The organism is Pseudomonas sp. FW300-N2A2, from assembly GCF_017351735.1.
Taxonomy (GTDB): Bacteria; Pseudomonadota; Gammaproteobacteria; order Pseudomonadales; family Pseudomonadaceae; genus Aquipseudomonas; species Aquipseudomonas migulae.
The window spans coordinates 23,922-43,467 of the sequence record NZ_JACNDU010000007.1 but is presented as its reverse complement, the minus strand read 5'-3'; the positions used below and the strand labels follow the sequence as shown (position 1 = coordinate 43,467).

The following is a 19,546-nucleotide window of genomic DNA, read 5'->3' as shown; positions in this document are numbered from 1 at the left end:
CGCCGCGGTACCTCTGAAGCACCGCGGTGATGCATTCGCGAGCAGGCTCGCTCCCACAGGTTTTCTGCTTCGGCAGAGACCCTGTGTCGATTGATGTTGTGATTTATTGCGTGATTACCACCAAATCAGAGCGAGATTGGATGTGAGCAAGAGAGCCTATAACTTCTGTGCCGGTCCTGCGGCACTTCCCGAAGCTGTCCTGCAGCGCGCCCAGGGTGAACTCCTTGATTGGCACGGCAAGGGTCTGTCGGTCATGGAAATGAGCCATCGCAGTGATGAGTTCGTGTCCATCGCTAACAAGGCCGAGCAGGATCTGCGTGATCTGCTGAATATCCCCTCGAACTATAAAGTGCTGTTCCTGCAAGGTGGCGCCAGCCAGCAGTTTGCTCAGATCCCTCTGAACCTGTTGCCGGAAAGCGGCACTGCCGACTATATCGACACCGGTATCTGGTCGCAGAAAGCCATCGAAGAAGCGTCGCGCTACGGCCACGTCAATGTTGCCGCCACCGCCAAGCCTTACGACTATTTCGCGATTCCCGGCCAGAACGAATGGAAGCTGTCGAAAGACGCGGCCTACGTTCACTACGCGCCGAACGAAACCATTGGTGGCCTGGAATTCAACTGGGTCCCGGAAACCGGTGACGTTCCGCTGGTCGCCGACATGTCTTCGGACATCTTGTCGCGCCCGATTGATGTTTCGCGTTTCGGCATGATCTACGCCGGCGCCCAGAAAAACATCGGCCCGAGCGGCATCGTCGTCAACATCGTTCGCGAAGACCTGCTGGGGCACGCCCGTTCCCTGTGCCCGACCATGCTCAACTACAAGGTCGCGGCCGATAACGGCTCGATGTACAACACCCCGCCAACATTGGCCTGGTACCTGTCTGGCCTGGTGTTCGAGTGGCTGAAAGAGCAGGGTGGCGTCGAAGCCATCGGCAAGCTCAACGAAGTGAAACAGCGCACGCTGTACGACTTCATTGATGCCAGCGGCCTGTACAGCAACCCGATCAACAAGTCGGATCGCTCGTGGATGAACGTGCCGTTCCGCCTGGCTGACGATCGTCTGGACAAGCCATTCCTGGCCGGTGCCGACGAGCGTGGCCTGTTGAACCTCAAGGGTCACCGTTCCGTGGGCGGCATGCGCGCCTCCATCTATAACGCCGTCGATATCGTTGCGGTCAACGCACTGGTTTCGTACATGGCAGAGTTCGAGAAGGAACACGGCTAATGTCTGAGCAAGAACTCAAGGCACTGCGCCTGCGCATTGATGCCCTGGACGAAAAAGTCCTGGAGCTGATCAGTGAGCGCGCACGCTGCGCCCAGGAAGTTGCGCGAGTAAAGATGGCCTCGCTGGCCGAAGGCGAAGTGCCGGTGTTCTATCGTCCTGAGCGTGAAGCTCAGGTGCTCAAGCGTGTGATGGAGCGCAATCAGGGCCCGCTGGGCAACGAAGAAATGGCGCGGTTGTTCCGCGAAATCATGTCTTCGTGCCTGGCCCTCGAGCAGCCGCTGAAAGTGGCTTACCTCGGTCCTGAAGGCACCTTCACTCAAGCGGCGGCCATGAAGCACTTCGGCCACGCGGTGATCAGCAAGCCGATGGCGGCCATCGACGAAGTGTTCCGCGAAGTGGCGGCCGGTGCGGTGAACTTTGGCGTGGTCCCGGTGGAAAACTCCACCGAGGGCGCGGTCAACCACACGCTCGACAGCTTCCTCGAACACGACATGGTCATCTGTGGCGAAGTCGAGTTGCGGATTCACCACCATCTGTTGGTCGGTGAAAACACCAAGACCGACAGCATCAGCCGCATCTATTCCCACGCCCAGTCGCTGGCGCAGTGCCGCAAGTGGCTGGATGCACACTACCCGAATGTCGAGCGCGTCGCGGTTTCCAGCAACGCCGAAGCGGCGAAGCGGGTCAAGGGTGAGTGGAACTCGGCGGCGATTGCCGGCGACATGGCCGCAGGCTTGTACGGGCTGACCCGTCTGGCCGAGAAAATCGAGGATCGCCCGGACAACTCCACGCGATTCCTGATGATCGGCAGCCAGGAAGTGCCGCCAACCGGCGACGACAAGACGTCGATCATCGTCTCCATGAGCAACAAGCCAGGCGCGCTCCACGAGTTGCTGGTGCCGTTCCACGACAATGGCATCGACCTGACACGCATCGAGACACGTCCTTCGCGTAGCGGTAAATGGACCTACGTGTTCTTCATCGACTTCGTCGGCCATCACCGCGATCCGCTGGTAAAAGGTGTGCTGGAAAAGATCAGTCAGGAAGCAGTGGCACTTAAAGTGTTGGGTTCCTACCCGAAAGCCGTTCTCTAAGGGGTAGCAAATGAGTGGCAACTTCCTCGCTCTGGCACAGCCGGGCGTGCAACAACTGTCGCCTTACGTTCCGGGCAAGCCCGTGGACGAACTGGCGCGCGAGCTGGACATCGATCCGGCCAGCATCGTCAAACTGGCGAGCAACGAAAACCCGTTGGGCGCCAGTCCAAAGGCTTTGGCGGCCATTCGCGAAGAATTGGCCGAGCTGACCCGTTATCCGGATGGCAACGGTTTTGCGCTCAAGACCCTGCTGGCCGATCAGTGCCGCGTCGAACTGAATCAGGTGACGCTGGGCAACGGTTCCAACGACATCCTGGAACTGGTCGCGCGTGCCTATCTGGCGCCGGGCCTGAATGCGGTGTTCAGTGAGCATGCGTTCGCGGTCTATCCGATCGTCACCCAGGCCGTCGGTGCGACGGCCAAAGTGATCCCGGCCAAAGACTGGGGCCATGATCTGTCGGCCATGCTGGCCGCGATCGATGCCGATACCCGTGTGGTCTTCATCGCCAACCCGAACAACCCGACCGGGACCTGGTTTGGCGCCGAAGCGCTGGACGAGTTCCTGCAGGATGTGCCGGAGCACGTGCTGGTGGTGCTGGACGAGGCCTACATCGAATACGCCGAAGGCAGCGACTTGCCGGATGGCCTCGACTTCCTGGCGGCGTACCCGAACCTGCTGGTTTCGCGCACCTTCTCCAAGGCCTACGGCCTGGCAGCGTTGCGCGTTGGTTACGGCTTGTCCACGGCGGTGGTTGCCGACGTGCTGAACCGTGTGCGTCAGCCATTCAACGTCAACAGCCTGGCCCTGGCCGCTGCGTGCGCTGCGCTGCAGGACGCCGAGTACCTGGCTGAAAGTCGCCGCCTGAACGAAGCCGGCATGCTGCAGCTGGAAGCGGGTTTCCGTGAGCTGGGGCTGAGCTGGATCCCGTCCAAGGGCAACTTCATCTGCGTCGATCTCGGCCGTGTTGCCTTGCCGGTCTTCCAGGGCTTGCTGCGTGAAGGCGTGATCGTGCGTCCGGTGGCCAACTATGGCATGCCGAACCACTTGCGCATCACCATCGGCCTGCCGGCGGAAAACAGCCGCTTCCTTGAGGCGCTGACCAAGGTTCTGGCTCGTGGTTGATGTCACTGCTCTGCAATCTGCTGAACCTATGATCGGTCGCCTGGTGGTGGTCGGTCTGGGGTTGATCGGCGGTTCGTTTGCCAAGGGGCTGCGTGAAAGCGGCCTGTGCCGCGAAGTGGTGGGCGTCGATCTCGATCCGCAGTCGCGCAAGCTCGCGGTCGAGTTGGGCGTGGTGGATCGCTGCGAAGAAGACCTGGCCGTTGCCTGCCAGGGCGCCGACGTGATTCAACTCGCGGTGCCGATCCTGGCCATGGAAAAGATGCTCGGCCGGTTGGCCGGCATGGACCTTGGGCAAGCGATTCTGACGGATGTCGGCAGTGCCAAGGGCAACGTCGTGCGCGCCGCGACCGAGGCGTTTGGCGGCATGCCGGCGCGTTTCGTGCCGGGCCATCCGATTGCCGGTTCCGAGCAGAGCGGGGTGGAAGCCTCCAATGCCGAACTGTTCCGTCGCCATAAAGTGATTCTGACGCCGCTGGACCAAACCGATCCGGCCGCGCTGGCCGTGGTCGACCGGTTGTGGCGTGAACTGGGCGCCGATGTCGAGCACATGCAGGTCGAACGTCACGACGAAGTGTTGGCGGCGACCAGCCATTTGCCGCACTTGCTGGCGTTCGGTTTGGTCGATTCGTTGGCCAAGCGCAATGAAAACCTTGAGATCTTCCGTTACGCTGCCGGCGGTTTCCGCGATTTCACGAGAATCGCGGGAAGTGACCCGGTCATGTGGCACGACATCTTCCTCGCCAACCGCGAAGCTGTCCTGCGCACGCTTGATACATTTCGCAGCGACCTCGACGCCTTGCGCGACGCGGTCGATGCAGGGGATGGGCACCAATTGTTGGGCGTGTTCACGCGCGCCCGGGTTGCCCGCGAACATTTCAGTAAAATCCTGGCTCGCCGGGCTTATGTGGACGCTATGAACTCCAACGACCTGATTTTCCTGGGACAACCTGGTGGCCGCCTGACTGGGCGGATTCGTGTACCGGGCGATAAATCGATTTCCCACCGTTCGATCATGCTCGGCTCCCTGGCCGAAGGCGTCACCGAAGTCGAAGGCTTCCTCGAGGGCGAAGACGCTCTGGCGACCTTGCAGGCCTTCCGCGACATGGGTGTCGTGATCGAAGGTCCGCACCACGGTCGCGTGACCATCCACGGCGTCGGCCTGCATGGCCTGAAGCCTGCGCCGGGCCCGATCTATCTGGGCAACTCCGGCACTTCGATGCGTCTGCTGTCCGGCCTGCTGGCTGCGCAGAACTTCGACAGCACCTTGACCGGTGATGCCTCGCTGTCCAAGCGTCCGATGAATCGCGTGGCCAATCCGCTGCGTGAAATGGGCGCCGTGATCGAGACCGCCGCTGAAGGTCGTCCACCGATGATCATTCGTGGCGGTAACAAGCTCAAAGGCCTGACCTACACCATGCCGATGGCCAGTGCCCAGGTTAAATCCTGCCTGCTGTTGGCCGGCCTGTACGCTGATGGCAAAACCACCGTCACCGAGCCTGCACCGACGCGCGACCACACCGAGCGCATGCTGCGCGGCTTCGGCTACCCGGTCAGCGTCAACGGCGCTACGGCGTCGGTCGAATCCGGGCACAAGCTGACCGCGACCCACATTGAAGTGCCGGGCGATATTTCGTCGTCGGCGTTCTTCCTGGTGGCGGCGTCCATTGCCGAAGGTTCCGAACTGGTGCTCGAGCATGTCGGCATCAACCCGACCCGTACCGGCGTGATCGACATTCTGCGTCTGATGGGCGCTGACATCACCCTGGAAAACCAGCGTGAAGTCGGCGGCGAACCGGTAGCGGACCTGCGCGTGCGTGCAGCTAAACTCAAAGGTATCGAGATTCCCGAAGCGCTGGTTCCATTGGCCATCGACGAATTCCCGGTGCTGTTCGTGGCGGCGGCCTGTGCCGAAGGGCGCACCATCCTGCGTGGCGCCGAAGAATTGCGCGTCAAGGAATCGGACCGGATCCAGGTCATGGCCGATGGCTTGCTGGCACTGGGCGTCAAATGCGAACCGACCCCGGACGGCATCATCATCGACGGCGGCCTGATCGGCGGCGGCGAAGTGCATGGTCACGGCGATCACCGGATTGCCATGGCTTTCAGCGTGGCATCGCTGCGTGCCACTGCGCCTATTCGCATCCATGACTGTGCCAACGTCGCAACGTCGTTCCCGAACTTCCTGGCGCTGTGCGCGCAGGTCGGTATCCGTGTTGCACAAGAGGCTCAGTCGTGAAAAACATCGCACCGGTCATCACCATCGATGGGCCAAGCGGCTCCGGCAAGGGCACGGTAGCTGGCATCCTGGCCAAGCGTCTGGGCTGGAACCTGCTGGATTCCGGTGCGCTTTATCGGTTGCTGGCCTTCGCTGCGCACAATCACGGCGTCGACCTCACCAATGAAGAATTGCTGAAAAAACTTGCCGCTCATCTGGATGTGCAGTTCATCGCGGCGACCGACGGTCAGTTGCAGCGCATCATTCTCGAGGGCGATGAAGTCAGCGATGTGATTCGCACCGAAAGCATCGGCTCCGGCGCCTCGCAAGTCGCGGCGTTGCCCGCAGTGCGCGAGGCGCTGCTGCAGCGCCAGCGTGCATTCCAGGAAGCGCCGGGCCTGGTGGCCGATGGTCGCGACATGGGTACGGTGGTTTTTCCGGATGCACCGTTGAAGATTTTCCTTACCGCCAGTGCCGAGGAGCGTGCGCGCCGTCGATACTTGCAGTTGAAGGGCAAAGTCGATGGTGTTAGTCTGTCGAGTCTGCTAGATGAGATACGTGCACGCGATGAGCGTGACACCCAGCGAGCGGTAGCCCCGCTCAAACCGGCGGCTGACGCCATACAGCTGGATTCCACGGAATTATCCATCGACCAGGTGCTGGAACGCATCATGAGCGAGATCGCCATTCGCGATATCGCCGGGTGACCAAGAAGGCCGCAGGGGACCAGTCATAGTCCTGTGGCGCTTCTTTTAAATGAAACTAACCCACACCGTCTGGGGTGTGGAGATGGGCGTATTCTTCGCCCTCATCAACAGGAATTAAAATGAGCGAAAGCTTTGCGGAACTCTTTGAAGAAAGCCTAAAAACCCTGAACCTTCAGGCAGGCTCCATCATCACCGGTGTTATCGTTGATATCGATTACCAAGCTCGCTGGGTAACCGTTCACGCTGGCCTGAAGTCTGAAGCACTCATCCCGCTTGAGCAGTTCTACAACGACGCTGGCGACCTGACTATCAACGTCGGTGACGAAGTTCACGTTGCGCTGGACTCGGTTGAAGACGGCTTTGGTGAAACCAAGCTGTCCCGTGAAAAAGCCAAGCGCGCTGAATGCTGGATTGTTCTGGAAGCTGCCTTCGCAGCCGAGGAAGTGGTCAAGGGCGTTATCAACGGTAAGGTTAAAGGCGGCTTCACTGTCGACGTTAACGGCATCCGTGCGTTCCTGCCAGGTTCCCTGGTTGACGTCCGTCCTGTGCGCGATACTACGCACCTGGAAGGCAAAGAGCTGGAATTCAAGGTCATCAAACTCGACCAGAAACGCAACAACGTTGTCGTTTCCCGTCGCAGCGTCCTCGAAGCCGAGAACTCCGCCGAGCGTGAAGCTCTGCTGGAATCCCTGCAGGAAGGTCAGCAAGTCAAAGGTATCGTCAAAAACCTCACCGATTACGGCGCATTCGTCGATCTGGGTGGCGTGGACGGCCTGCTGCACATCACCGACATGGCTTGGAAGCGCATCAAGCATCCTTCCGAGATCGTCAACGTTGGTGACGAAATCGACGTTAAGGTTCTGAAATACGATCGCGAACGCAACCGTGTTTCCCTGGGCCTGAAGCAACTGGGCGAAGATCCATGGGTTGCTATCAAAGCCCGTTACCCAGAAAGCACTCGCGTTACCGCTCGTGTAACCAACCTGACCGACTACGGCTGCTTCGCTGAGCTGGAAGAAGGCGTTGAAGGTCTGGTACACGTTTCCGAAATGGACTGGACCAACAAGAACATCCACCCTTCGAAAGTCGTACAAGTCGGCGACGAAGTGGAAGTTATGGTTCTGGACATCGACGAAGAGCGTCGTCGTATCTCCCTCGGCATCAAGCAGTGCAAATCTAACCCATGGGAAGATTTCTCTGGCCAGTTCAACAAGGGCGATAAAATCTCCGGCACCATCAAGTCGATCACCGATTTCGGTATCTTCATTGGTCTGGACGGCGGCATCGACGGTCTGGTTCACCTGTCCGACATCTCCTGGAACGAAGTGGGCGAAGAAGCCGTTCGCCGCTTCAAGAAGGGCGACGAGCTGGACACCGTTATCCTGTCGGTTGACCCAGAGCGCGAGCGTATCTCCCTGGGTATCAAGCAACTGGAAAGCGATCCGTTCTCCGAGTACGTTCAAGAGAACGACAAAGGCGCAATCGTTAAAGGCATCGTGAAAGAAGTTGACGCTAAAGGCGCCATCATCACTCTGGCCGACGATATCGAAGCGACTCTGAAAGCCTCCGAAATCAGCCGTGACCGCGTTGAAGACGCGCGCAACGTTCTGAAAGAAGGCCAGGAAGTAGAAGCCAAGATCATCAGCGTTGATCGTAAGAGCCGCGTAATTCAGCTGTCGATCAAATCGAAAGACGATGCTGAAGAGAAAGAAGCCATCCAGAGCCTGAAAACTGCTCCGGAAGGTGAAGCTGCTGCTGACACCACCATGGCGGCACTGCTGCGCCAGGCAATGGCCAAACAGAACTAAGTTCTGCTTGATCATTAAAAAGGGCGACTTCGGTCGCCCTTTTTTGTGCCTGCGATTTGGTGTGTGCGGTAACCACATCGCACGACATTGTTCGCCCGTGAAACCAATAGCCCCCAAAAGCTGTCTCTTTCTTTAATCGGATCAATCGTTTATTTACAGCTAGTCTTTAGTCAGAAGCGAACGACAGTCGGGCAGGGCGCCCGGCATAAGGAAATGAATGAACAAGCTCGTTGTCGCACTAGCCGTTCTGACATTGGCGGGTTGTACCACTAATGCGAAGACTCACGCCTCACGTGGGGTTAGTGGTATCGAGATCGATTGTTCGGGGTTGGGGTCGGGGTGGGAGAAGTGTCACAAACGCGCTGCCAAGGAGTGCAAGGGCGCTGGCTACAAGGTGGTCACGAGATCTGATGACGCCAAAGACGAAGATGAGTATCCCTTTGGCTTCAACCCGGCAGGTTATGTGACACGCACCATGCTGGTTATCTGCAGATGAGCAGGTCGGGCTTGATCAGGCTTCTGTTCTGAAATCGGCATCCCATTGCTGGCGAAGATATGTCAAAGCTCGGGCTGTTCAAATTCCTTCGGGCATGCTAAAACCTTTGAAGCGCTTTTCCTAGCTGCTTGAAAAAGAAGGGAAAAATATGACGAAGTCGGAGTTGATCGAACGAATTGTCACCCATCAAGGGCTGCTCTCATCAAAGGATGTGGAGCTGGCTATCAAGACCATGCTTGAACAAATGTCCCAATGTCTGGCCACCGGTGATCGCATCGAGATCCGTGGATTTGGCAGCTTCTCCCTGCACTACCGCGCACCGCGCGTAGGCCGCAATCCGAAAACCGGTCAGTCCGTCAGCCTTGACGGCAAATTCGTTCCCCATTTCAAGCCGGGGAAAGAGTTGCGGGATCGGGTAAATGAAGAAGAGGAAGAAGTTTGAAATCCAGACAGGGAGGGGCTCATGAGTAGCTTGAAGCGCGTGCTGGTTATGGTCGTTCTACTGTTGCTGGTGCTGGCGATACTGGCTTTTGTGCTTGAGAACCAGCAGTCGGTTTCCTTGCTGTTCCTTGGATGGGCTGGGCCGCAGCTACCAGTTTCCGTTGTAGTGGTGGTTTCATTGCTGATAGGGATGGTCGCAGGGCCTGCGATTGGCTGGATCGTTGGTCGCACCGCAAGAGCGCGGCGCAAGCGTCTGGTTTGATCTACAACGATGGAAGCGTCACCGGTTACTTCCAGTGGTTGGCCGGAGGAGGGGGCTAGTGCCATCCCCCATCCCCCATCCCCCATCTCCATTTTCTGACTCGGCTGTTAAGCCTCTTTTTCCCCAGCCTTGAACTTGACGGCTAAAACTACCAACGGCAGATAAGCCAGGCACACTCCCGACAGGCCATCCAGTTTGCCGCTCCCGACCACCAGGGCGATCGGTAACAGCCAGCACAGATTGATCGCTGCGACCGTCAGGGTGACTGGCAAGTGCTTGCCAAACTGGCGGGAAGCAAATTGATAGGCATGGCTACGGTGGGCTTCATAGACCTTGTCACCCCTGAACAAGCGGCGAAGCAGAGTCCACGTAGCATCAACAATGAATACGCCGAGCAAAATCAACCAGCTCCAGAGAAGCTGTGGTGCCGTCCAGGCAGCCTGCAACGACAGTACCCCCAAGGTAATGCCCAGGAAGCCGCTGCCGGCATCACCCATGAAAATCCGCGCCCTGGGGAAGTTCCAATACAGGAAGCCTGCTACCGCAAAAGCCAGTAACAGAGGCAACAGCGCCGCCAGTTCATTCCCCGCCAGCCAGTACAACAGCGCACCGCTCAGGCATACACAGATAGCTTCGACACTGGCAATGCCGTCAATCCCGTCCATAAAGTTGTACAGGTTCAGCAGCCACACCAGATAAACGGCAGCCAACGCATGACCGATCCATCCCAGGTCGAGCGCGAATCCAAACAGTGTCAGCGGCGGCAAGCCACCTATCCAGAACAGCGCCCAGGTGGCTGCAATGAAGTGGCCCAGCAAGCGCCAACGAGCGCTGATATGGCCGTGATCATCCAGAAACCCCAGTACCGCAATACCGACGCCTGCGCCCAGTAATGCCCAGGTCAGAGGCCAGGCAACGAAGCCCAGACTGGCCGTCCACATCAATGCCAGCAGAAAGCTCACTACGATCGCTACACCACCACCTCTTGGTGTCGGCACGACGTGCGAGCTGCGCGCATTCGGTATGTCGATCAGGCTTCGAGCCAATGCGTACCGGCGCAGGGCGCCAGTCAGAAAAAGTGCGACAACGGCCGCAGCCGGTAACAGCCACCACATATTCATTGAGTGTGTAGTTCCAAAAAGTGTTTAGCCGTGTTGCGCAGCGCTTCGTCGACGCTGACCGGCGGTTTCCAATTCAATAGTTCACGAGTCTTGCTGATATCGACCTGAAGTGAACCGCACAAACGCTGGGCCAGTGCTTGCTTGCCCAGGAGTGTCGCGCCGGTTTCAAGCATCCAGCTCGGCACCGGCAGCAAGCGCGCAGGCTTGCCCAGGGCCGTCGCCATTCGACGCAACAACATGGTAGTCGAAAGATCCTCACCATCACTCACGAGGAAGGTCTGGTTTGCTGCTGCGAAGTGCTCGGTGCACGTCACAATCAGGTCAACCAGGTTATCCAGGGCAACGAGGCTGCGTTGGTTGTGAATGGCGCCAAACGGCAGGGGTACGCCTTTGTCCAGCCAGCGCATCATGCTGAGGAAGTTGGCTCGTACACCTGGCCCATAAACCAGCACCGGACGAATAATTACCACTTCCATGCCGGTTTCAGCTGCCAGCGCTCTCAGGGCATGTTCCGCTTCCATTTTGGAAATGCCGTAAGGGTCGCTTGGCGCCTCCTCTCCATCGGCAACGTAAGGCTTGCCGAGAGCCGTGCCTTCGCCATTGACCTTGATTGAGCTGAGAAAAATGAAGCGCTTGACCCCGGCGTCAGCGGCCTGCCGAGCCAGATTGAGCGTTCCTTCGACGTTAACCTTGCGATATTCGGCAAGGGGGTCGGAGGATTCGTCACTCATGACGTGTACGCGAGCAGCCAACTGGATGACCAGATCCTGGTCCTTCAACAATCCCTGCCAATCCTGATCGGCCGACAGCCCATTGACCAGGCTCTGTGTCACACGCGAGTCGAGATCAACCTTCAACTTGCGTACGGCGGCGGTAATTTCGTGGCCACGCTCGAGCAACGGTGCGATTAGCCCGCTGCCGACAAAGCCGCTGGCCCCTGCCAGAAGAATGCGCATGATTAACGAGCCTCCTTCAGGGAAAGAATGTCTTGCGACATTTCGCGCATGATATTGCCGCGGGCAAAACGCTCGACGAAGGCATGCCGCGGGCTGGTCAGAATATTCAGGTTCTCGAAAGATCTGGTTGCAGCATCCACATCGCAAGGTTCGAAGACGGCTGTATTTTCGATATGTTCAGCGACAAAGCTTGCCGCGTAACCCGAAATACCGGCCCAGATCGGTTTACCCAGCGCGGCGTATTCAAACAGTTTGGACGGCAAGACCTTACGGAACGCGTCGTAGTCATTGAGGTGCAGGAACAGCACATCTGCCGACTGATAGACCTGAATCAGTTCATTGCGCTTGACCGGGTTCAACAGCTCAACGTTAGTGCAGCCGGCTGAACTGATAGCCTCCTTCAGGTGAGCGAGTCTCCCTCCATCACCGATCACTCGAAATCGCAACTTCCCCTCAAGGCGTTTGGCTAGCGCAGGAATGATCGTGTGCAGCCCTTGGCCTTCACCGATGTTTCCGGCGTAGACCACGTCCAGGACCGGATTCAGACTCGCGGAGCTCTCGACAGGCTGGACATCCAGGAACTCGTCATCGATACCGTTTGTGAACAGCGAGTAGTGCTGGTCCGGATACCGGGATTTGAAGTAAGGGAGAAAACCGGCGGAAACCAGATTGACCTTCTTGGCCGACTTGATGGTAAAACTTTCAAGTAGCGAAAGCATGGGCTTGAGCAGCCAGATCAGCTTCTTCGGCAGAATATCCTTGATCGTGTCGACAAAAATATCGCGAATGTCCAGATAAAGCGGAGTCTTTTTCTGGCGGGCGATGAGGGCGCCCAGCGACGCGGTCATCAGGCGCGAAGAGGTCGCATAGATAAGGTCATATTGTTTGTTCTGAACAATTTTGCGCACGCCGTTCGCGTAAACCAGAAAAGCCTTGGCTTGATCTGCCATACCGCTTTTGTGGGCCGGCAATGCGATTCGGCGAATGGTCAGGCGAGGATGCTCTTCCAGTTCCGGCGCTTCGCTGCTGAACGAGCTGTAGCGGTTTGGCAAGGTTGTAATCAGCTCGATATGCGCGTGCGCTGGCAGTTTCTCGAGAAGCGCCTTTACCAATGCCGTCGTACGAAACGATCCGGCAGATAAATCAGGCTGGTAGTAAAAGCTCAGGATTAAAAGTTTCAAATAAACCTCACCAAGTTATACGGGTGGTCAGCGTGTTCGACGACAGCTCAGCGACGATGCACTGGTTCGGAACAGACTTGCCAAATTCTGGATGCCACGTTGAAGTAACTACGTTGATCTTGGTTGCACCCTCCAGGAAAACGGAAGCAACCTGGCCGCCGGGAAGGGTGATCGTCAATTGCCCGCCATTTTGAACAACCAAGGCCTCGGGGTGTACAAAAAACCTGGCTTTCGCTCGGTTAAAACTTCCTGTGAGCGAATCCGTGATCTGCAGCTCGTCAACTTTTGCGAGCCATTCACGGGTGTGCAGGTTTTTCCCTTTCAAACGCTTGTAACCATCATGACTACAGCGGACGCGGACGATGCCATCGGCCTGGTCGAACGTATCCAGCGCAACACGCGCACGCCGGGCAACCCTGAAGCCGGCCCAGACTTCGGAGGAACTCTCGCCGTCCACTTCGACGGTGTTGTGTGCTGCTGTACTGCGTTGGCGGTGACGTTCGGAGTCTTCGCCGTACTGCGATGTTCCGGAGTTAACGAAGACGCGCTGACCAAAGAGGCTGAGTTCGAAACTCAGGGTATCGGCATGGGTATGCCCCGGTTGGTAGTCGGGGGCCACCTGCGCAAGGTTCAATAGCGCCTTGCATTGATTGCCAAAATCAATCGAGACGTAGCCGCTTTCGGCGTGATGTTCGGCCGAGACAGCAGTGGCAGTGCTGTTTTTTTGCTCTGGCAGGCAATTGAGCAGGCGTGCGTATGTTTCGATATCGTGCAGCGCGGGAGCGATGCCGAACGCCGAATCGTTAAAGAAAGGGATGCCACCGTCGGGGTGCTGGAGGCTGCGTAGCCAGACGATGCCTCGTTCGACAACGTGCTTCCATTCGTCCAGTCGGTTTCTTAGTGGTGCAAGTTTGGTATGGGTGGCCAGGTTCACCAGGTCGCACATGTCCCACAACAGGGAGGCGTGGTACATGGGGGACAATTCAAAGTGCGCGCCGTCCGCCAGAAACTGCTCCTTGACCTCGCTATCCAGAATCTCCAGTCCCAGCGACTGCCAGCGTTCAGCATGAGCGCCTTCCAGGAAGGTGCCGGCAAACACGAGCGCCTTGCCGTTCACGAACAGATGGTTTGCCAGGATGTGATATTCCACCTGTTCGGACAGGGCATGGGTTTGCATGGCGAGGCTGTCCAGCCAATGGCCTTCCAGGCTCGGCTGTCTCTGCAGCCACTTCACCAGGTTCACGATGCGCAGAGAGAGCGTATAGGGTTCCCATCCGCAACCGCCGAAGGGAGGGTTATTCACAATCCAGCTGTTGACCAGGCGGGTGTCGAATGCAGTGGATGCCTGGTCGGATGCCGCCAAATGGTCGAGGTAATGCAGGTTGTATTGCCAGATTTTCGGGAGTGTCGTGTTGCTCCACTCGATGGGCGATTTCATGCCCATGAAGTCGAACTGCTCGTCCGTCGTAAAGCGGGACGCACTCCAGCCTGGGGCTTTTGCCAGATCAAAGGCCGATCGCTTGCCGAATCCGGTTGCCGTAAAGGGTTTTACTTTGGCGAAACGGTAATAGATCCGGTAGAAAATCTGCTTCAACCGTAACATTTTGGCTGTGTGGTAGAGCTTGAAAAGCCGAGATGTCAGCGCATTGCCCATAAAAATCACTTAAATAATGAAAGATGTCGTCGTTTACAAGCGGACCTGAAAGCTTTTACGCAAAGTTCAGTTTCAACCAACGTTCAAAGTACAGCACCTGCCACAGCTTGTACGTGTTGTTGATTGCGCCCGAAAAATGATTCGTCACCAGCTTTTCCACTTCTTCGCGCTCTAGATACTGATAAATCCGCTCGAACTCGCTGAGCAATCGCTCCGCCCCTATCCGACGGATAATGCCGTCGAGGGGAGGGTTGAAGCCGGTTTTCGGGCGATCCACAAGAGCGGCTGGAAGCAGGCTTTTCAATAGGCTCTTCAGAGGGGCCTTTGGCGCGCCATCCTTCAGCAGTTCTGCACTTGAGGTGGCGAAACCATTAGCAACGACTCGCTCATCGAGCAAAGGCACACGCAACTCGATACTGGCGAGCATGCTCGCTTTATCGGAAACACTGAGGTTGTGGCTTAGAAAGCCTGTCAGGTCAAAGTGTTGTGCACATTTTACTTTGTCTGCGGGATCGCCCTTGTAATTGACGAGCACGGACTCAAGGCGTTGCTTGTAATGCTGTTCCCGTTTCGAGTAATCGGGGAAAAAGCCTTTCAACTCCTGCCTGGAGAAATATCCCAGCATTCGTGAATACGCCAAAGGCCAGTAACTTTCCTGGGCATAGGACACCAGTCGTTCGAATTTTTTGTCGAGCTGCTTGGGAAACAGCTTGAATTTCAGCAGAGCATTCAGCACTGGGTAGAGCCGCCGAATCAGCCCGTGATGCTTCAGGACTTTGTAGCGTGGATAACCGGCGAATGCCTCGTCCCCACCCATCCCGCTGAGCATTACGGTGTAGCCGCTCTTCCTGGCTTCTGTTGATAACCGATAGGTAGCCCAGAATGTGTAATCGGAAACCAGCTCTTCCGTATTCGCTGCGACGAAATCGATCGACTCGAACACGTTGGTGTTCGAATCGAGAATCTCTGTCACCACAAGTTTCTTGCCCAGGTGTTCAGCGATATCAGCCGAGAACTTCATATCGACAGCAGAATCTTCCGTCGCTTCGTACTTGGCGAAAAACAGATCTGCCTCACCCGTGTAACTGGCCAGAATACTGGAGTCAGCGCCGCCACTGAAAAATACGCCAACCGGAACATCCGCCTCCAATTGCCGTGTCACCGCGCTGCTCACATCTGCGGCGAGGTTTTGCTCGGTCTTGAAGTTCATCACGGTCTGGTAACGCTGGGTCTCGCAAGCGCCCGTGAGCAGATCGAACTCAAGGTAAGTCCCGGGCATCAATTTTTTGATGGCTTTGTAGCCGGTGTTCGGTTCGTAGAGGAAACCGTTATTGAAGAACTCGAAAACGTCATCGTGATCAATATCGGCGGTGACCTCCGAATAACTCTTGAGGCCGCGTATTTCCGAGCAGGCGTAGATGCCGTTCGTGCTGGAGTAGCAGTACACAGGCTTGATCCCGATAACATCTCTTACCAGGAAGAATTTATTTCTGGCTTCATCCAGGATGACAAAAGTGAACATGCCTTCAAGCAGTTTGAAAGCGTGTTCCTTGTGCTCAACATAAAGCTGAAGAATGACCTCTGTATCCGAGGTGCCCTTGAATGAGTAGCCTTTTTCGATCAGCTGATTACGCAGTTCATGATGGTTGAATACCTCACCATTGAATACGATGCTGACGCCATTGCCGGCGAACATTGGCTGACTGCCGGTCGGCGAAAGGTCCAGGATGCTGAGCCTGTTATGTCCGAGGCCTACCTGGTAGTCCCCGACACTGGCGAAGTAAGTACCAGACGCATCCGGGCCGCGATGTTTGGTGACGGCCAGGCTTGATTCCAGCTGGCTCTGAACTCCGAGGACCTCGCGTTTAACAGCAAAAAAACTTAGGCCGCACATTATACAGATAGCTCCACATTTTTTTGATCGGCAGGCTCATGCCCAACAGGCTTTTCTTTGGTTTGAGTCGAGGCCGTGTGTGAATGTACGGCATGGGCGCTAGACGCACGGTTCTCTCGGGACCACTTATGCGCGAAGACCACTCCCCAGGCAGCAGCAAGCAACAGGTTGAACGAAATCAGACGGAATACCGCGAAAAACAAACCATAGACCGCCAGTGTCATGACGGCTGCACGAACAACTGTTAAATGTGCAGACTCAGATCTGAGGGACGTAAGACGATAGAGAACGGGGCCTGCGATGACCAACGAATAAACCAGAAAGCCCAGCAGTCCGCCAACCATCAGCATGTAGAGCGGCCAGTTGTGTATGTACGCAACCATCTCGGTGAAGGAGACACCTTCAGAAGTTTCCCAGCGCATTCCATGCTTGATGCCCATCCCGTTGCCCAGCACTGGATGGCTCAAGAACATTTCCCAGGCGATTTTGTATTCTTCAAGCCGGGACATTACGTTGAAGTCACCTTTTCGTTTCCAGGCGGCCCCCGATAACAAACTCAAGCGTCCGAGCCAAACCTGATCCATGCCAGTGGAAAAGATGAATGCAACGCCAAATACGCCCTGAGTGGCCAAATTGGCCGACAACTTCACGCGCAAGTTTTTATGGGCGAAAAATGCATAGAGCGAAAAGAGCAGCATGACCAAAAGGGCGCTGATCAGCATGCTTCTTGTGAAGGTGATCAGTACGGCTGCCATGCAAAGCATGGCCACCAAAGCGCCGACAATAGTAATCCGCCGGTCTCGTGCCAACGTGCTTACAACGAACCCTACAACCATGCCGACAGGCAGCAACGCATCTGTTGCCTGTGCCAGCAGCATGGTGATCCGGTCGCGCATCGGCCCCATGGCGTTGACGTTGTTCAAGGCCGCTTCTTGAGAGATTTTGACTTCCTCTCCGTTAGTCAGGATGAGCCAGTACGGTTGCCACATGTCGTGGTAGAAGTAGTAGAAAACGATGTAGCCGGCGGTCAGGAAAATCAGGGTTCCCACTGAAGCGCCGACCCAGCGGATCTTGCTTTCGTCACCGCTGACCAGTGCGCAGACAGGTATCAGTGCATATATAAACAGAAAGGGAATGACGCCCCTGATCCAGTCCAGCATCGGCACATGATTGTGCATGGCCACGGCCAGGTTGATGCTCAATATTCCCGCGCCTATAAGCAATGGGATACCGAAAAGGCGCAGTACGGACCTGATTCCGCAAGTGCGAAGCAACTTGATCAATGCAGCAATGAATATCACTGCCAGCAAAGCGGCGAACGATATTTCTTGAGCCCCTACTGACGGTGGGGCCGGGCGCAAGGCAAAGGCCAGCGGGAATAGCGCCAACAGGCCCAGCCAAGGCGAAATAATGGCCGTCAGCACAAGCAGGGAAACACCAACAATGCCGGTGTAGAAAAGAACGCCAGGATCCTGCATAAGCAGAATGGAAATGCACGCGGCCGCTGCAATTGCCATGCTGTTTTTCATGCAGTCGTTACTACTCATTGCGATACTCCGTTCGCCATTTCAGGGGCGTATAGCTTTATAGTCTACAGAGGTCTGTCCAATCACTCGGGCTGGAATGCCGACAACGATTGAATTGTTGGGTATGTCTTTCAGTACTACGGCCGATGCTCCAATCTGGCAGTTATCCCCGATTTTAATATCGCCAATGATCTTTGCACCCGCACCGATGTAGCAGTTGTCCCCAATCACCGGGCATTTGTTGATCTCGCTGGTGACATAGCCTTCTGCAGCACCAATCGTAATTCCTTGGCCTAATACACAGCCCGTCCCGACTTTAGCGTTCGCGTGAAGTACGACACCAATGGCGCCGTAAGCGAAAATGGTGCCTTTTCCAAGATTGGCGGACACCGGAATGTATGAATTGAACAAAAGAAAAATCAGGTTGCGAATCAGGCCAGGTACGACGGGTACACGACGCTGATAAAACCAGTTTCCTACGCGATACAACTTAACTGCGTTCATTGTCAAAACCTCAAGGTGCGAAAGTCAGCCGGACGAAGCCGAAGTATCCCAACCGCAATGATCAAAAGAGAAAGCATATAAAGAACGCCCCAGATCAAATTGACGTCTTTCAATACGATTGCGAAAGGGGAGAGTACAGAGACCCAGAATATGACCGGTAGACGGATTCCTGGTCGGCACAGCAAGTGCAAAAACAATAAATAGGCAGAGAACCCAAGCGCATAAAACAGTTCTGCCTGTTTCAGGCCTTGAACGAACAGGATCATCCCGGCCACAGCCAGTGCGCCCAGGACGAGGTTGGCGATGATTACTTTACGATGAAGCCCGGAAGCAACGAGATACCTTTCTGTCACCACGGCCCAGTACAGGACTGGCAGGCAAGGAAGCATCGCCAGATAAGCGGAGTATTGCGGGAACAGCCATCCCATCGCATAGCCGGACAAGCCAACCAGTGCGAAGTAGAAAAGGGCGACGGACATGATGATTCTGTATTGCTCTTGACGCTGTCCCCCGGAGACAAACGCAACAAATACAGCCCTGACATTTATAGGGAACAGGCTCGTCGCTGACTGAATGATCGACACGATCACCCGGAAGAGTCCAAGGTCCCGAACGGGCAGACTCTTCGAAAGAATGTAGGGCAGGATATTGGTAAACAGATTGAAGACCAGAGTGATGGATACCATTCTAGGCAACAAAAACAAGACGTTCTTGCAGGTGGACAATAACTGTCTGCCCACTGGCAGTTTTGCGCCATGGCTAAACAGCACCGCCACGGCAAACAGGCACGGTATCAGATTCGTCAGCAGCAGAATGTCCACGATACTCAGCGGCAGGATCTGTTGATAACTGATGAACAAGAGGACGAAAAAAACACACAGGAAGAGAACGAGGTATCCGACTATCCAGCGCTGCAAACGAAGCCCGAACAGGGAAAGCAGGCACGCTGAGCTGAGCAGCATGACACTCAGCAATAAAGGATTACCGATGTCGTCTACCAGGCTGACCACACTGAACAGTAAAAAAATCAACGTCGCCATAAATAATGAGGTGACGAGGATGTACTCGGCTTCGACACTGGCAATAAGCTGCTCGTTAACGATGTCGAGAAGTTTTTGAAATAAAAATACAAGCACATTGGCCTTGATGAACGCGCCATACGCATCCAGTCCATACAGGCCAGGAATAACAAAGTTTACAACCAGGCCACTTATCAGCGTCAGCACCTGAATTAGTAGATTGACCATGCCGGAACCTCTTAAACCTCATCATGACAAATTCGAGCACACGATCATCTAGAGTAAAAATCGCTGTCGCTTTATAGCGCAAAAAAATC

At 56.0% G+C, this 19,546-nt stretch carries 17 protein-coding genes; 9 read left to right on the top strand and 8 right to left on the bottom strand.

Going from position 1 to position 19,546, the window contains the following annotated elements; genetic code table 11:
* Window positions 1-142: 142 nt before the first annotated feature.
* From serC to J4E42_RS12105, 9 genes are all read left to right on the top strand, one after another.
* On the top strand, window positions 143-1,228 hold the full coding sequence (serC, locus tag J4E42_RS12145; RefSeq protein WP_008042110.1) for a 3-phosphoserine/phosphohydroxythreonine transaminase: 1,086 nt from the start codon (window positions 143-145) through the stop codon (window positions 1,226-1,228).
* Window positions 1,228-2,322: a prephenate dehydratase gene (gene pheA / locus J4E42_RS12140; RefSeq protein WP_007899727.1), complete on the top strand. Its 1,095-nt coding sequence runs from the start codon at window positions 1,228-1,230 to the stop codon at window positions 2,320-2,322. The genes serC and pheA overlap by 1 nt, the downstream gene beginning before the upstream one ends.
* Before the next feature lie 10 nt (window positions 2,323-2,332).
* Entirely contained in the window at window positions 2,333-3,445 is a 1,113-nt protein-coding gene (gene hisC / locus J4E42_RS12135; RefSeq protein ID WP_008031795.1) for a histidinol-phosphate transaminase, read from the top strand.
* A 28-nt stretch (window positions 3,446-3,473) separates the two neighbouring features.
* Complete coding sequence (locus tag J4E42_RS12130; protein ID WP_230427588.1) at window positions 3,474-5,681, top strand: bifunctional prephenate dehydrogenase/3-phosphoshikimate 1-carboxyvinyltransferase; 2,208 nt, start codon at window positions 3,474-3,476, stop codon at window positions 5,679-5,681.
* The gene (gene cmk, locus J4E42_RS12125) at window positions 5,678-6,367 is read left to right on the top strand and encodes a (d)CMP kinase (RefSeq protein WP_008031791.1); all 690 of its coding nucleotides are present in this window, start codon (window positions 5,678-5,680) and stop codon (window positions 6,365-6,367) included. Before J4E42_RS12130 ends, cmk begins: the two co-directional genes overlap by 4 nt.
* A 119-nt stretch (window positions 6,368-6,486) precedes the next feature.
* Window positions 6,487-8,175: a 30S ribosomal protein S1 gene (rpsA, locus tag J4E42_RS12120; protein ID WP_008031789.1), complete on the top strand. Its 1,689-nt coding sequence runs from the start codon at window positions 6,487-6,489 to the stop codon at window positions 8,173-8,175.
* 217 nt (window positions 8,176-8,392) lie between these two features.
* Complete coding sequence (locus J4E42_RS12115; protein ID WP_008042112.1) at window positions 8,393-8,671, top strand: hypothetical protein; 279 nt, start codon at window positions 8,393-8,395, stop codon at window positions 8,669-8,671.
* Window positions 8,672-8,819: 148 nt separating this feature from the next.
* Complete coding sequence (gene ihfB, locus J4E42_RS12110; protein ID WP_008042113.1) at window positions 8,820-9,113, top strand: integration host factor subunit beta; 294 nt, start codon at window positions 8,820-8,822, stop codon at window positions 9,111-9,113.
* Between the two features lie 21 nt (window positions 9,114-9,134).
* Window positions 9,135-9,374, top strand: a complete 240-nt coding sequence (locus J4E42_RS12105; protein ID WP_192226150.1) for a lipopolysaccharide assembly protein LapA domain-containing protein — start codon at window positions 9,135-9,137, stop codon at window positions 9,372-9,374.
* A 107-nt stretch (window positions 9,375-9,481) separates the two neighbouring features.
* On the opposite strand, the gene J4E42_RS12100 is transcribed toward J4E42_RS12105, so the two are convergent.
* From J4E42_RS12100 to J4E42_RS12065, 8 genes are read right to left on the bottom strand one after another with little or no spacing between them, the layout of a single operon-like run.
* The gene (locus J4E42_RS12100; protein WP_008042115.1) at window positions 9,482-10,495 is read right to left on the bottom strand and encodes a glycosyltransferase family 4 protein; all 1,014 of its coding nucleotides are present in this window, start codon (window positions 10,493-10,495) and stop codon (window positions 9,482-9,484) included.
* Window positions 10,492-11,451: an SDR family oxidoreductase gene (locus tag J4E42_RS12095; protein WP_192226152.1), complete on the bottom strand. Its 960-nt coding sequence runs from the start codon at window positions 11,449-11,451 to the stop codon at window positions 10,492-10,494. Before J4E42_RS12095 ends, J4E42_RS12100 begins: the two co-directional genes overlap by 4 nt.
* Window positions 11,452-11,453: 2 nt before the next feature.
* Window positions 11,454-12,632 (bottom strand): glycosyltransferase family 4 protein, encoded by a 1,179-nt coding sequence (locus J4E42_RS12090; RefSeq protein ID WP_008042130.1) that lies wholly within the window; start codon window positions 12,630-12,632, stop codon window positions 11,454-11,456.
* Window positions 12,633-12,639: 7 nt separating this feature from the next.
* Window positions 12,640-14,286, bottom strand: a complete 1,647-nt coding sequence (locus J4E42_RS12085; protein WP_207285331.1) for a heparinase II/III family protein — start codon at window positions 14,284-14,286, stop codon at window positions 12,640-12,642.
* A 55-nt stretch (window positions 14,287-14,341) separates the two neighbouring features.
* Window positions 14,342-16,180, bottom strand: coding sequence for an asparagine synthase (glutamine-hydrolyzing) (gene asnB / locus J4E42_RS12080; protein WP_008042146.1), 1,839 nt, complete (start codon window positions 16,178-16,180; stop codon window positions 14,342-14,344).
* The gene (locus J4E42_RS12075) at window positions 16,180-17,727 is read right to left on the bottom strand and encodes an O-antigen ligase (protein WP_008042161.1); all 1,548 of its coding nucleotides are present in this window, start codon (window positions 17,725-17,727) and stop codon (window positions 16,180-16,182) included. The genes asnB and J4E42_RS12075 overlap by 1 nt, the downstream gene beginning before the upstream one ends.
* A gap of 21 nt (window positions 17,728-17,748) precedes the next feature.
* Complete coding sequence (locus J4E42_RS12070) at window positions 17,749-18,210, bottom strand: serine O-acetyltransferase (protein ID WP_008042166.1); 462 nt, start codon at window positions 18,208-18,210, stop codon at window positions 17,749-17,751.
* Between the two features lie 2 nt (window positions 18,211-18,212).
* A complete protein-coding gene (locus J4E42_RS12065) occupies window positions 18,213-19,457 on the bottom strand; it encodes a hypothetical protein (RefSeq protein WP_207285330.1) in 1,245 nt (414 codons plus the stop codon).
* Window positions 19,458-19,546: the final 89 nt, after the last annotated feature.